A 13761-nucleotide genomic window follows, 5' to 3' on the forward strand; every position below is an offset into this window, starting at 1 on the left:
TAAAAAATGACATCGATTCTTGTCGTGGATGATGAAGAGGATTTGCGCGATCTGCTTGTCAGCCGTTTGAAGCGAAAAAATTATCAAGCTGAAGCAGCGGAAAGCGCAGAAAAGGCATTGGCGTTGCTTGCAGAAAAATCTTTTGATTTAGGGATATTTGATATTCGCATGGAAGAGAAGGATGGCTTAACGCTTCTTGAAGAAGTGAAAAACGGCTTGCTTCCGGCAATGGAAGTTATTATGTTAACAGGGCATGGAACGATTGAATCGGCGATCGATGCGATGAAAAAAGGCGCTTACGACTATATAACAAAACCGTATAACTTGTCTGAATTGGAAATGACGATAGAAAAAGCGCTGGAAAAAAAGCGTTTAATCGACCGCAATGAAACGATGAAAGCTTGGATGCATTCGCGGGAAAACAATTTTGATATGATCGGCTCGAGTTCAAAGATCCAGGCAGTCAAAACGTTAACGGCAAAAGTTGCTGATGCGAGAGCCTCGATTATGATCGAAGGGGAAAGCGGAACAGGAAAAGAACTGGTAGCCAAAGCGCTCCATTATTGGAGTGACAGGGCGGATGAACCTTTTATCGCTGTCAATGCAGGTGCGATTCCTGAACAGCTGCTCGAAAGTGAATTGTTCGGACATGCTAAAGGGGCCTTTACCGGCGCGCAAAAAGAGAAAAAAGGACTTGTTGAAGCGGCAGACGCCGGAACACTTTTTTTGGACGAAATCGGCGAGATGCCGCTTGAAACCCAGGCAAAATGGCTGCGTTTTTTGGAAACCGGACAATATCGGCGCGTCGGTGAAGTGCAAGAACGATCAGTCAACGTCCGTGTTGTGGCTGCAACAAACCGGGATATGGCTGATCAGGTAGCCAAGGGAGAGTTTCGCGAAGATCTCTACTATCGTCTGCAAGTGCTGACGATTGAGGTGCCGCCGCTGAGAGAACGAAAAGAAGACATCCCGGAACTGTGCGAGCATTATCTGCGCACTGTCAAAAAGCGTCCGGATCTCTCCCTTTCGCAAGATGCTGCGAGAGCACTGCAAAGTTATGATTTCCCGGGAAATATCCGCGAATTATTTCATTTTCTAGAACGCGGTGTTTTACTGGCATCTGCTAAAACGATCGAGACAGAAGATTTGATGCTTCCCGGCTTACAAGGCAAAGAAGGAACAGCGAAAGATGGAGCGGAGCAAAAGCAAACGCTCGAAGAAATTGAAGCTTTCCATATTAAAAACGTACTTGATGAAACCGGCTGGAATAAATCAGAAGCAGCGGAAATCCTCGGGATCAGCGTTCGCAATATTTATCGAAAAATTGATCATCACGGGCTGGAATCTTAAGGATTCGCAGAAAAAGGTGTGCCATTTTGTCATCGCAGCTATGACAAAATGGCATGAATTGCAGCCTGCAAACAGAGCTGTTTTTGAAGCAGTGAAGAAACGAAAAATAAAAAATTTTCCGCGGCAGCCCTTTTTCAGCGTATACCCAAGGCTTCTCTTCTTTTTTAGAAGGGAAGTTTTTTTATTTTGGCATAAATGTTGCATCTATTTAAGGTAAGGAAAAAAGTTTAAAAGGAGGGCGTAAAATGATATCGAATATCGGTGTTCCCGGGTTAATCATCATTTTAATCATTGCATTAATCGTTTTTGGTCCGGGGAAACTTCCGCAAATAGGCCAAGCTGTCGGTGAAACTTTAAAAGAATTTAAGAGGTCCACAAAAGAACTGACCGGTGATGAAGACGAACAATCTTAAACATTCAGGAGGGGAAAACAATGGGGAAGACGCATGATCTTATTATTGATCAATCCCGCTGGAACGGCGAGGAAATATTAAAATCATCGAAATACGATACAGCGCTGGGATTAAATATGGCAGAAGACGCACGAAAACTGGCTGATGGACATATCAGTGAAGAGGCGTTTGTTGCGAAATATCAGGAGTCAGTCGAAAAGGAGTTTCAACAAACGTTGGCTGTACAAGCGAATGAGACAGACCACTCCGGAGTGAGATGGGGGATGGTGATTGATTTACGCAAGTGTGTTGGCTGTGAAACGTGCACCGTGTCTTGCAAAGCGGAAAATCGGACGCCTCCCGGGGTGTCTTATAATCAGGTTTTTGTAAAAGAAGAAGGAACGTTTCCGAATACATCCCGAACGAATATTGCCCGTCCGTGCATGCATTGTGACAAACCGCCTTGTGCTTCGGTTTGTCCTGTACGGGCAACGTATAAAGCAGACAACGGCATTGTTATTCAGGACGCTGATCGGTGCATCGGCTGCCGTTATTGTATGGTCGCGTGTCCTTATGGCGCGAGAACGTTTGATTTCGGCGAGTCCTACGATGAGATGACGGGGTACGAACAAGTCCAAGCGCCGGAACACGGGATGGACCGCGGAAAGCGGGAAGACGGCAAAGCTCCGGTCGGAACTGTCCGAAAGTGCAACTTTTGTTTTCACAGGTTGGAGCGCGGAGAAGAACCGGCTTGTGTCGAAACGTGTATTGGCGATGCCAGATATTTCGGCGATTTAAACGATCCTGACAGCACCGTATCTCAGCTTGCTGCAAGTGACCGGGCCTTTCGGTTAAAAGAAAGCGCCGGTACGCAACCACGCGTCTATTATTTACGCTAGGAGGAATCAGAATGGAAGTGTATTCAGGAAAACAACAGTCAAAAATGACAACTGAAGCGATTGTTGCGAGAAGGTATAAACGGTGGATCAGTGCACTGATCATCAGCATGATAATTGGCGGTGCTGCCATTGGCTACCGAGTTATTGAAGGACTCAGCGTAACCAATTTGAGTTCATTTGTACCTTGGGGAGCTTGGGTGGCCTTGTATATTTTCTTTGTCGGACTTAGTGCAGGGGCGTTTTTGTTATCAACATTAATTTTTGTTTTTGGTATGGAACAATATGAGAAAGTTGGAAGGTACGCGCTGTTCACAGCTTTAATATGTATGGTTGTCGCTTTGACCTTCATATTGCTGGATTTAGGAAGAATGGACCGTGCATTCAATGCGATGACTTATTGGAATGTTCTCAGCGTCTTGTCGTGGGAAGTGCGTTTTTATTTGATATATATGGTTCTCTTATCCGTTGAGCTTTGGTTTGCGATGAGAACGGACCTGATTCGGATGGCGAAAACCACGGGCGGATTGAAAGGGAAACTGGCTGATATTTTGCGGCTCGGAAGTGAGGATCTGTCGGAAAGGAGTGAAAAAAAGGATCATCGTTGGATGAAAATTCTCGGTATGATCGGAATACCGATCGCGATCATCGGAGTGCACGGCGGGACCGGAACTTTATTTGCGGCCGTTGCAGCCCAGCCGTATTGGAACTCGCCGCTTTTCCCGGTCATTTTTGTCGTCTCTGCTCTTGTTTCAGGCACCGCTCTATTGATCGCCATGTATGCAGTACAGCGGAAAGCAGCAAATAAAAGTGTTGATTTACAGCTGATTAAAGGTTTAACAATGCTGATGATCTTTTTTTTAGTTATTGATTTAGGGCTTGAATTTTATGAATTTTTAGTTGCCGGCTTATCGATGAAGCCGGAGAAAATCGAAATTTTATCAGTGATGTTCACGAGCAGTATGTCTTGGTCTTTCTGGGGGATACAGATCTTCCTCGGAGCGGTCGTACCGATCTTTTTGGTGTTCAACCGCCGTACGCGGGATTCTGTCAAGTGGCTGACAGCAGCATCTGTCTTAGTTGTCATCGGAATCATCGGTGTGCGCTTTAACATCGTTGTACCGACACAAGTTGTTCAATCGATGAGTCCGCTTCCGCATGCAGAGTATGCTCCGAACTGGGTGGAGTGGTTCAGTGCATTAGGGGTGGTTTCGATGGGATTGCTTCTCTATTCGATCGGGGTAAAACTACTTCCATTAGAAACTACAAATGAAGAGGTGAGCAGTTATGAGTAAAACGGTATTCGATAAGAAAGTTAACCGGCGGTCGTTTGTTAAAGGAGCGGGAATACTAAGCGCAATTGCCGTCGCTTCGCCGTTTTTTGGAAGTCCGGTCCGGCAAATAACGAGCGGGAATGTATGGGCCGACGATGAACACGGAATCGGTACAGAAACGGAAGACTACACAGCGGAAAATGTTATTTATACCACGTGCGAGCAATGCAATACTCACTGCACGATAAAAGCTTACGTTAAAGAGGGAAAAGTTGAGGGCGGATGCACGTCGATCGTGCGCAAAATTGCCGGAAATCCTTACAGTCCGCTGACGATGAAGCCGACAGGACATATTGATTATCATAAAGCCGCTGCCGAAGCGGCGCTTGGCGGCGGCAGTGTCGCAGTTGCCGGGCGAGGTTTGCGGGGCGGACGAACGTGTTTGAAAGGCCAGGCAGGTATTCAAACAGCCTACGATGCCTACCGGTTAAAAAAACCGATGAAACGGGTAGGCAAACGAGGGAGCGGCAAGTGGAAAACAATCAGCTGGGAACAGGCTTACGAAGAAATTATTGAAGGAAGTCCGGATCTTGGAACACCAGGCCTTCGTGAACTTGCACAATATGTCGAGAAAGAACCGGTTATGCAGGATTGGGACAAAGTGAAATCGGGCGAGATGACGGAAGAAGATTTTCACGAAACTTATAAAGACGTCCTGATCGATACAAAACATCCGGATTTAGGACCGAAAGTAAATCAGATTGCCTGCCTTGGCGGAGACCGCCGTCATTTTACGAATACGCGGGTGTGGACACAAGGACTCGGCAGCAATAATTTTGACGATCACGGCGGAGTTTGCGGGGTCAGCAGTGTGATTGGCAATGTCCGCTCTTTTGAAGAGCCAAAGCGGCGGACGTACACTGATATTGATCATATTGAATACATGATTGCTTTTGGCACAAACCCGCTTGTCGCAAATAAAGGACCGACATGGATGGCACCGCAAATCACAAATGCGATCGAGCGGGGAATGAAAATGGCTGTTGTCGATTCCCGCATGTCAAAATCCGCTGAGAAGGCTCATCATTGGCTTCCGGTCATACCGGGTTCTGACGGCGCTCTTGCCCTTGCTTTAGGACGCTGGATCGTGGAAAACAAACGCTATGATGAAACGTATTTACGCAATCCCAACCAAGAAGCCGCCGCTGAAGACGACGAGCCGACGTGGAGTGATGCCGGGCATCTCGTTAAAATGGACGGTGATACGAAACAAAAATTACGAACGTCTGAAGCAGGAATAGATAACGAAGATGATTACGTGGTGCTCGAAAACGGGGAATTGAAAGCGGCGTCGGCAGCGATGAAAGCAGATTTAGACGTGGATACAGATGTGAAAGGAATCACGGTAAAATCAGCGTTCACTCTTTATAAAGAAGAAGTCATGAAGTATTCGATGGCGGAATATGCTGAGATAACCGGGATTGATGAAGACCGGATCGCCGAAGTGGCAAACGAATTCACTTCGCACGGAAAAAAAGCTGCAGCGTTCGGCTATCGCGGCAATGCGATGCATACCAATGGGTACTACAGCGTCCGGGCAATGAACACGTTAAACCATTTGATCGGTAATTACGACTGGAAAGGCGGAAGTATTTCCAGCGGAGCAACGTATGAACCGTTCAATGGTGTGTATGATCTTGATACGGTTCCAAACGGACGTGAACCTTGGGGTATACCGATTACCCGTAAACAGTCCAACTATGAAGACAGTTCCCTGTTTGACCGAGACGGAGGTTACCCGGCTGTCCGCCCGTGGTTTCCGACGACAGGGAATGCGTCGCACGAGTTGATTCCAAGTGCAGATGCTTCTTACCCTTATGGATTGAAGGCTTTGTTTATTTATCGAATCAACCCGATTCTCTCCTTTCCGGCTGGACATAAATACCGCCCCATCCTTAAAGATGAAAAGAAAATTCCGCTCCTTGTCAGTTTGGACATTTCTATTAGCGAAGGTGCGGAGCTGTCAGATTATGTGTTGCCGGATTTGACCTATTTAGAAAGGTACGGCCAAGAGACGATCTATCCGAATCAGCTGCATCGATTGAGCAGTATCATGCAGCCGGTTACCCGCGTTGTCCCGGAAGCCAAAGCAGTTGAAGACGTTTTTATTGAATTAGCGAAACGCCTCGATCTTCCCGGTGTCGGTGAAAATGCCTTTACAGACGGAAGCCGGCTTGATTCCTATGAAGAATATTACATGAAAATGGCGGCAAATATCGCGCACCACGATGAACCGGTCCCGGATGCGGATGAACAAGAGCGGAAAATTTTCGCCAATGCGCGCAAAAAAGCGTTAGGCGATTATTTCGATATCAATCGTCTAAAAGGGGCAGTGAAAGAAGAAGAATGGGCTAAAACCGTATATGTGCTGAACCGGGGCGGCCGTTTTGAATCCCCCGGGAATGAGTACATTAACGGCGGAAAACATATTAAATATCAATACGGCGGCCAAGCGAATTTTTATGATGAAATAACCGCGCGAAACAAGCATTCGTTTTCGGGAGAATATTTCAGCGGTATTCCGGTTTATGAGAAGATTAAAGAATACGATAACAGCGAGTATTCCCGCAACTTGCCGCTGATCATGATCAATTGGAAAGCGAAACATATCGGCACTCACCGGGAAATTTCCAATGCTTGGCTGCGTGAAATCCGCGAAGACAACCCTTTATGGATGAATCCAAAAGATGCGCAAAAACGAGGTTTAACGAACGGGGATTCGATTCGTATTGCCGGGAGCGATTATGAGGTCGAAGGAAATGTTTTATTAACCGAGGGGATTCGTCCGGGCGTGGTTGGAAGCAGTTATAATTTCGGGCATACGGCCTTTGCTTCTGAGCCGGTAAAGATCGATGGAAAATGGAGCGGAGCCGCGTCAGAATACGGACATACGAGCTACGAATTTGCGGAGCCTAAAAAAGAATCCGGCCTCTATGCCAAAGGAAGAGACACAGGTTTTTCTGCTAATGATCTATTAAGTGTCGAAAACAGCCTGGAAAATAACGGGATGTTCGATCCGGTCGGGGGATCGGCAGCGCAGCTTTTTGCAGAAGTCGAGGTGAAAAAAGCATGAGCGATCAAACTGTCCCCGCGCCGGCTGACGCGAGACTGAAAAAAAGCGGCATTTATTTGCTGGCAGCGAAACTCATGTACGGCGAAACAGCCGAGGTGAAACATCTTCTTCTTACTCATGAGTCGATGTTAAACAATCTGGATGATGAGTCCGTTCAACTGTTTGCGGAGCTTCTTAATACGGACGATGAAGAACTGACGGTTCAATATGAGAATTTGTTTTACATTCCCGGCCGTTACTATGTTCCGCCCTATATGACAGTCTATCCAGAAACAGGCGATGACCATCCGGTTTTCAAAGCAGATCATACAGTTTGGTTTCGCGAAGCCGGCATCGATTCGTGGACGGCTCTTCGTGACGAACGGTCCGATCATCTTGGCCATTTTTTGATGCTGTTGCATAAAGATTTTTTAGAGGCAGAAAATACCAGCACGTCAAATAAAGTCATTGCCTATTTACATCAAGCTTTCGGGTTATTTGAAAAACAAGTAAGCGAGGTGATCACAAGAGGATTTTATTTAGATGTTGTCCGTTATCTTCATCAACTCATTGATGAAGAAAAACGAGAACGGGAGCTGGATTGCTAACTGCGATATATATAACGTAAAAAACCGCTTATCCAATGCGTCCGGATAAGCGGTTTTCGTTTATTCTTTTTTATCAGCTTGCTGTCTGGCTGCGCCAAAGTAACGAAAGGCGATGAAATAATCGAGCGCGGCAAAAATCATTAAGAGCACGGTCATGAAATCCCAGCCGGTTTCTGTGCCGGCCCATTGAATCGCAAGGAACAAAAAGACGGTTCCGAGGATGAAATACATTAAGCCCATAAATCGCGGTGATTTGACCATATCAGAATAAGCCTCCTAACAGTGCCATCGCAGCTTGCTCCAACTCTTCAAGCTCGTCAATCATATCCTGAATTTGCTCGCCGAAAACGACTTGGATGAGCATAACAAATGAGTTGATTCCGACGTGTGCGAGAATCGGCACGATGATTCGTTTCGTTTTTACGTATAAATACGCAAAGACGACACCCATCGATAAGTAAATCAATAAGTGTTCGAAATCCATGTGTACAAGCGCAAAAATGAAACCGCTCGTCAAGGCAGCAATCCAAAAATTGAATTTTTTATACAGGCTGCCGAAAATCACTTGGCGGAAGACGATCTCTTCCATGATTGGGACGAATACGGCGACGACGATCATCATAGCCGGCAACGACGTAGCCATATCAACGATCATTTCCGTGTTTTCTGAGCCGGGTTCGATCCCGAAAACGAACTGCTCAATGATACCGGCTGCATACTGCGCGGCAAATGCCATGAAAATCCCGCCGATCGACCAAAGGACCGTTTGTTTTAATCCGGCCCGGTTACGCTGAAATAGCGGATCCGGTTTGGCCCGCCAAGCGATCAGCGAAATAATAACAAACCCGATTGAAAAAGCAATTGTTACACTGAGCGCATTGAGCTGTCCGAGCATTTCTTGTGAGGTCCCTTCGCCATAACCGAGCGCCATCAGTGCTGGGACGAGAACAATCGGAGACAGCTGCATTAAAATGAAAACGACAATAATCAGCCAATATTTTTTATTCATTTCATTCTACTCCTTTATGTATCGTGCTGCATCGATTGCAAAGAAGCGGCAATCAACCGTCATTGTATCACACCTTGATTCGGCGAAAGAAGCAGGAGGCACGTTTCAGCGAGAATTTCTCCGGGAATAGTCCGCTTGTGTGTGCAAAAGCTGAGCGGCTAAGCGAATAGATAAAATTTTTTCACAGGGGTTGCAAAAATTTTTTCGTTTGATTATGATAATAATTGTGTTAGCACTCATGACCGGTGAGTGCTAATAAGGACATACTTAACAAAGCACAGCACGTGCGAATCAATATGAAGGAGGGTGTTTTCCTTGTTAAAACCATTAGGTGATCGGATTGTGATCGAACTGATTGAACAAGAAGAAAAAACAGCCAGCGGAATTGTTTTGCCGGACTCGGCGAAAGAAAAGCCGCAGGAAGGGAAAGTCGTTGCTGTCGGTTCCGGCCGGGTAGCCGATAACGGTGAACGAATCGATATGGAACTGAGCGAAGGCGACGCTGTTGTATTCAGTAAATACGCCGGAAGCGAAGTGAAATACGACGGAAAAGATTATTTAATTCTCCGCGAAAGCGATGTACTCGCGATCATTAACTAATGGTCCCTGCAGGATCAAACACGAAACGAACGATATTCATTTCAGGAGGTTGATGTATCATGGCGAAAGATATTAAGTTCAGTGAAGACGGCCGCAGAGCAATGGTTCGCGGGGTTGACCGCTTAGCCGATACGGTCAAAGTCACACTCGGACCGAAAGGCCGTAACGTAGTTTTAGAAAAGAAATTCGGTTCACCGCTGATTACCAATGACGGTGTTACGATTGCAAAAGAGATCGAACTCGAAGATAACTTTGAAAACATGGGCGCGCAGCTCGTATCTGAAGTGGCGAGCAAGACGAACGACATTGCCGGCGACGGTACAACGACAGCAACGGTGCTTGCGCAGTCGATGATCGCTGAAGGTGTGAAAAACGTTACGTCCGGCGCGAACCCGATGGGCATTCGCCGCGGGATTGAAAAGGCGACAGAAGCGGCTGTTGATCAGCTGAAATCGATTTCGAAGCCGATCGAAAGCCGTGAATCGATTTCGCAAGTCGCGTCGATTTCGGCTGCGGACGAAGAGGTCGGCGGCTTGATTGCCGAAGCGATGGAACGCGTCGGTAACGACGGCGTTATTACCGTTGAAGAATCGAAAGGTTTCGGCACCGAACTCGAAGTCGTCGAAGGTATGCAGTTCGACCGCGGTTACGCTTCACCTTACATGGTGACAGATTCCGACAAAATGGAAACAGTCTACGAAGATCCGTACATTTTGATTACGGATAAAAAGATTAATAACATTCAAGAAGTTCTGCCGGTGCTCGAGCAAGTCGTGCAGCACAGCAAGCCGATCTTGATCATCTCTGAAGACGTCGAAGGCGAAGCGCTCGCAACGCTTGTTGTGAATAAGCTCCGCGGCACGTTCAACGCTGTGTCTGTTAAAGCACCAGGCTTTGGCGACCGCCGCAAAGCAATGCTTGAAGATATCGCGACACTGACGGGCGGCGAAGTGATCACCGAAGAGCTCGGCCTTGATCTTAAATCAACTGACATCAGCCAGCTCGGACGCGCGTCGAAAGTCGTCGTTACAAAAGACGACACAACGATCGTTGAAGGCAAAGGCGATGCAGCGGAAATTTCCAACCGTGTGAACCAGCTGAAAGCGCAGCTTGAAGATACAACATCGGACTTTGACCGTGAGAAACTGCAAGAGCGTCTCGCGAAATTGGCCGGCGGTGTCGCTGTCGTCAAAGTCGGCGCGGCAACGGAAACAGAAATGAAAGAGAAGAAACTGCGTATTGAAGACGCGCTCAGCTCCACACGCGCAGCAGTTGAAGAAGGCATCGTTGCCGGCGGCGGTACGTCATTAATCAACGTAATCGACGCTGTGAAAAACCTTAACCTTGAAGGCGACGAAGCAACAGGCGCAAGCATTGTGCTCCGTGCACTGGAAGAGCCGGTACGTCAAATTGCTCATAACGCTGGGCTTGAAGGCTCGATTATTGTTGAGCGCTTGAAAAACGACAAAGTCGGCATTGGCTTTAATGCAGCCAGCGGCGAATACGTCGACATGATCGAAGCAGGTATCGTCGATCCGACGAAAGTATCCCGCTCCGCTCTGCAAAACGCTGCTTCCGTATCCGCGATGTTCCTCACAACCGAAGCGGTTGTCGCGGACTTCCCGGAAGAAGAAAGCGGCGGCGGTGCCGGCGGCGGCATGCCTGACATGGGCGGCATGGGAGGCATGGGCGGCATGATGTAATGCCGCTTGCCTGACCGTGCACGATCCTTTAAATAAAAATCCTTCATCACATCATTATGTGGTGAAGGATTTTTTTATGTCCGCTGTTGGGCTAATGTTCGTGATCGTCGGGATGTTTCTTTTCATGGCGCACGCGGCTTTTTTCGAGCCGGTTCTTTTGCGAGTATTCAAACAGCTTCGTGACAAACCCGACGATAATGCCGATCCCGGCAAACATGTAAATAATTGTAAATATTTTACCGAAATCCGTTTGCGGCGTGAAGTCGCCGTACCCGACGGTCGTTAACGTGACAACGCTGAAATAAAGAGCATCAAGCGAACGCAAGCCTTCAACCGTGCTGTAAAAGATCGTCCCGGATAAAAGGGTGATGGCTGTTAACGTTAAGAGGACGCGAAATTCCGGCTCCTTCAGTCCGGTTTTCACCGCTTTCAGCATTCTTCTGAGCGTGAGTAAAAATGAGACCATGCTTATTCATTCCTTTCATCAGCAGCAGTATATCCGTTCAAAAGCCGGTGTGACTTGATCTTTTGTCCTGTATTCATTATACATGAAAGTTTACCGGTTTTATTCTCGGATTGTACTTCCCGCTCATCTTTAAAAAATATTAATCCCCGCTCAATACAAACATTACATTTTTCTATTAAGATAGAGATAAAGTTATTTAAGTAAAGGGCGTATGAAGAATGTCAACGAATAAAACGATTCAAGAGCTGGACAATCCGCAATTTTTTAATAACCGGGAACTGAGTTGGCTTGCTTTTAATCAACGCGTGCTGGAAGAAGCGCTCGATGAACATAACCCGTTATTCGAACGATTGAAATTTTTAGCGATCGCATCGTCAAATTTAGATGAGTTTTTCATGGTGCGGGTCGCCGGGCTGAAAGATCAGGTGAAAGCGCGTTTTAATAAGCCGGAAAACAAGGCGGGGATGACACCGAAGCAGCAGCTCGCCAATATCTCAGAGATAAACCACGAGATCGTTGCGCAACAGAACAAGGCTTTTCAACTGATGAAAGGCGAGCTTGAAACGGAAGGCATTTCCCTTTTGACGATGAATGATTTGACAACCGAAGAGATAAAACGCTTTGAAAACTATTTCATGGAAGAAGTCTACCCGGTGTTAACGCCGATGGCCGTGGATGCTTACCGGCCGTTTCCGATGCTTTTGAACAAATCGATTAACTTGGCTGCCGTGATTCGGGATTTGCAGCATCCGGATGAAACGGCGAAGGCAGCGATTGTCCAAGTGCCGTCTGTTCTCGACAGATTTGTACAGGTCGGTCACGAGTCGAAATACCAATATATATTGCTTGAAGACATCATCGGCCATTTCCTCGGAAAACTCTTCAAAGGGCATGAGGTCGAATCGATTACGGAATTCCGGATTACGAGGAATGCAGATATGACGATTCACGAAGAAGGAGCCCGCGACCTTCTTAAAGAAATCGAAAAAGAACTGAAAAACCGAAAGTGGGGTGCGGCTGTCCGCTTGGAAGTCCGTGACGGGAAATACGACCAGAAGATGATCGGCTTTTTGCTGGAAGTTTTGGAAATCCACCGGGGCGATTTGTATATCGCGGACGGACCGTTGGATTTAACTTTTTTATTTTTATTTTATAAACAGTTTGAAGAGGTAAAAGACGAGCTGTATTACAAAACGTTAATGCCTCAGCCGCCGCGCGATTTGGATGAAGAAGACGATATTTTCACGGCCGTTTCTGAGCGGGATCTGTTTTTCCATCATCCTTATGAATCGTTCGAACCGATCGTCGATTTTGTTGCACAAGCCGGAGAGGATCCGCATGTTCTGGCGATCAAGCAAACGCTCTACCGCGTAAGCGGCGATTCACCGATTATCGAAGCGCTGAAGCGTGCGGCCGAAAACGGCAAACAAGTGACGGTTCTTTTAGAGCTGAAAGCACGGTTTGATGAAGAGAATAACGTCCAATGGGCGAAAGAACTGGAGAAAGCCGGCTGTCACGTTATTTACGGGATGACGCACTTGAAAACACACAGCAAAATCACACTCGTCGTGCGAAAGAAAAATGAAAAAATTGAACGGTTTGTCCATTTAGGAACAGGGAATTATAACGACCAGACGGCCTCGCTTTACACGGATATGGGCATTCTGACGTCGAAAAGGAAATTCGGCATCGATGCGACCGACTTTTTTAATTACTTGAGCGGGTTTACGGAAAAACCTCGTTTTCATCATTTGTCGATGGCGCCGTTTGACATTCGAAGTGATTTCATTCGGTATTTAAATAATGAAATTCGTTTTCAAAAACAGCATCAAAACGGACGGATCATTGCGAAAATGAATTCGTTAACGGATAAAGATATTATTATAAAACTTTATGAAGCGTCTCAGGCCGGGGTGAAGATCGATTTAATCGTCCGCGGTGTCTGCTGTTTACGTCCGGGGATTCAAGGCGTAAGCGAGAATATCCGTGTGTTCAGCATTGTCGGCCGGTATTTAGAACACAGCCGGATTTATTATTTTCACCATAACGGGGATGAGCGGATCTTTTTGTCGTCAGCGGACTTAATGACGAGAAATATGGTCAAGCGCGTTGAGCTGCTGTTTCCGATTTATGAACCGGCGATTAAATCCCGGCTGCAAACGATTCTGACCGTGATGCTCAATGATAATGTCAAAGCCCGTGAACAAAAAAGCGACGGCAGCTATCAGTATGTTCAACCGAATAACAACGGGAAACGGGTGAACAGCCAAATGGCGTTGTATGAGATGGCATACCGCTTGTTAGAAGATGAAGAGTGACGATCAACATGAACGTATTGCAGGAGGGATAAA

The 13761-nt window shown here is 46.7% G+C and carries 12 protein-coding genes; 9 read left to right on the top strand and 3 right to left on the bottom strand.

Features of this window, described 5'->3' with window-relative positions:
- Nucleotides 1-6: 6 nt before the first annotated feature.
- The 6 genes from EDD67_RS08265 to EDD67_RS08290 all read left to right on the top strand — a co-directional run bounded on the left by EDD67_RS08265 (nucleotide 7) and on the right by EDD67_RS08290 (nucleotide 7632).
- On the top strand, nucleotides 7-1350 hold the full coding sequence (locus tag EDD67_RS08265) for a sigma-54-dependent transcriptional regulator (protein ID WP_121440255.1): 1344 nt from the start codon (nucleotides 7-9) through the stop codon (nucleotides 1348-1350).
- A 245-nt stretch (nucleotides 1351-1595) separates the two neighbouring features.
- Nucleotides 1596-1763 carry a twin-arginine translocase TatA/TatE family subunit gene (tatA, locus tag EDD67_RS08270; RefSeq protein ID WP_093072690.1) on the top strand — a complete coding sequence of 56 codons (168 nt, stop codon included), beginning with the start codon at nucleotides 1596-1598 and terminating at the stop codon, nucleotides 1761-1763.
- A gap of 20 nt (nucleotides 1764-1783) precedes the next feature.
- Nucleotides 1784-2641, top strand: coding sequence for a sulfate reduction electron transfer complex DsrMKJOP subunit DsrO (gene dsrO / locus EDD67_RS08275; protein WP_121440256.1), 858 nt, complete (start codon nucleotides 1784-1786; stop codon nucleotides 2639-2641).
- An 11-nt stretch (nucleotides 2642-2652) separates the two neighbouring features.
- Complete coding sequence (gene nrfD / locus EDD67_RS08280) at nucleotides 2653-3933, top strand: NrfD/PsrC family molybdoenzyme membrane anchor subunit (RefSeq protein WP_121440257.1); 1281 nt, start codon at nucleotides 2653-2655, stop codon at nucleotides 3931-3933.
- A complete protein-coding gene (locus EDD67_RS08285; RefSeq protein WP_121440258.1) occupies nucleotides 3926-7045 on the top strand; it encodes a molybdopterin-dependent oxidoreductase in 3120 nt (1039 codons plus the stop codon). Before nrfD ends, EDD67_RS08285 begins: the two co-directional genes overlap by 8 nt.
- The gene (locus EDD67_RS08290; protein ID WP_121440259.1) at nucleotides 7042-7632 is read left to right on the top strand and encodes a molecular chaperone TorD family protein; all 591 of its coding nucleotides are present in this window, start codon (nucleotides 7042-7044) and stop codon (nucleotides 7630-7632) included. The genes EDD67_RS08285 and EDD67_RS08290 overlap by 4 nt, the downstream gene beginning before the upstream one ends.
- A 60-nt stretch (nucleotides 7633-7692) precedes the next feature.
- Here the strand turns inward: EDD67_RS08290 and EDD67_RS08295 are convergent, their stop codons facing one another.
- The gene (locus EDD67_RS08295; protein WP_121440260.1) at nucleotides 7693-7893 is read right to left on the bottom strand and encodes a YdiK family protein; all 201 of its coding nucleotides are present in this window, start codon (nucleotides 7891-7893) and stop codon (nucleotides 7693-7695) included.
- A gap of 1 nt (nucleotide 7894) precedes the next feature.
- Nucleotides 7895-8641, bottom strand: a complete 747-nt coding sequence (locus tag EDD67_RS08300) for a CPBP family intramembrane glutamic endopeptidase (protein WP_121440261.1) — start codon at nucleotides 8639-8641, stop codon at nucleotides 7895-7897.
- Between the two features lie 315 nt (nucleotides 8642-8956).
- On the opposite strand from EDD67_RS08300, the gene groES reads away from it, so the two are divergent.
- Together groES and groL are read left to right on the top strand one after the other, a co-directional pair.
- Nucleotides 8957-9241, top strand: a complete 285-nt coding sequence (gene groES / locus EDD67_RS08305) for a co-chaperone GroES (protein ID WP_093072683.1) — start codon at nucleotides 8957-8959, stop codon at nucleotides 9239-9241.
- Nucleotides 9242-9300: 59 nt separating this feature from the next.
- On the top strand, nucleotides 9301-10944 hold the full coding sequence (groL, locus tag EDD67_RS08310; RefSeq protein WP_121440262.1) for a chaperonin GroEL: 1644 nt from the start codon (nucleotides 9301-9303) through the stop codon (nucleotides 10942-10944).
- A 91-nt stretch (nucleotides 10945-11035) separates the two neighbouring features.
- On the opposite strand, the gene EDD67_RS08315 is transcribed toward groL, so the two are convergent.
- On the bottom strand, nucleotides 11036-11410 hold the full coding sequence (locus EDD67_RS08315) for a potassium channel family protein (protein WP_121440263.1): 375 nt from the start codon (nucleotides 11408-11410) through the stop codon (nucleotides 11036-11038).
- A gap of 218 nt (nucleotides 11411-11628) precedes the next feature.
- On the opposite strand from EDD67_RS08315, the gene EDD67_RS08320 reads away from it, so the two are divergent.
- Nucleotides 11629-13728 carry an RNA degradosome polyphosphate kinase gene (locus tag EDD67_RS08320; RefSeq protein WP_121440264.1) on the top strand — a complete coding sequence of 700 codons (2100 nt, stop codon included), beginning with the start codon at nucleotides 11629-11631 and terminating at the stop codon, nucleotides 13726-13728.
- Nucleotides 13729-13761 lie beyond the last annotated feature (33 nt).

The organism is Salisediminibacterium halotolerans, assembly GCF_003814815.1.
Taxonomy (GTDB): domain Bacteria; phylum Bacillota; class Bacilli; order Bacillales; family Salisediminibacteriaceae; genus Salisediminibacterium; species Salisediminibacterium halotolerans.

Excerpts from the sequence above, each read along its gene's own strand:
- EDD67_RS08295 (WP_121440260.1), bottom strand. The coding sequence starts at position 7,893 with ATGGTCAAATCACCGCGATTTATGGGCTTAATGTATTTCATCCTCGGA.
- groL (WP_121440262.1), top strand. The coding sequence starts at position 9,301 with ATGGCGAAAGATATTAAGTTCAGTGAAGACGGCCGCAGAGCAATGGTT.
- EDD67_RS08300 (WP_121440261.1), bottom strand. The coding sequence starts at position 8,641 with ATGAATAAAAAATATTGGCTGATTATTGTCGTTTTCATTTTAATGCAG.
- EDD67_RS08290 (WP_121440259.1), top strand. The coding sequence starts at position 7,042 with ATGAGCGATCAAACTGTCCCCGCGCCGGCTGACGCGAGACTGAAAAAA.
- EDD67_RS08285 (WP_121440258.1), top strand. The coding sequence starts at position 3,926 with ATGAGTAAAACGGTATTCGATAAGAAAGTTAACCGGCGGTCGTTTGTT.
- dsrO (WP_121440256.1), top strand. The coding sequence starts at position 1,784 with ATGGGGAAGACGCATGATCTTATTATTGATCAATCCCGCTGGAACGGC.
- nrfD (WP_121440257.1), top strand. The coding sequence starts at position 2,653 with ATGGAAGTGTATTCAGGAAAACAACAGTCAAAAATGACAACTGAAGCG.
- EDD67_RS08315 (WP_121440263.1), bottom strand. The coding sequence starts at position 11,410 with ATGGTCTCATTTTTACTCACGCTCAGAAGAATGCTGAAAGCGGTGAAA.
- EDD67_RS08265 (WP_121440255.1), top strand. The coding sequence starts at position 7 with ATGACATCGATTCTTGTCGTGGATGATGAAGAGGATTTGCGCGATCTG.
- EDD67_RS08320 (WP_121440264.1), top strand. The coding sequence starts at position 11,629 with ATGTCAACGAATAAAACGATTCAAGAGCTGGACAATCCGCAATTTTTT.
- tatA (WP_093072690.1), top strand. The coding sequence starts at position 1,596 with ATGATATCGAATATCGGTGTTCCCGGGTTAATCATCATTTTAATCATT.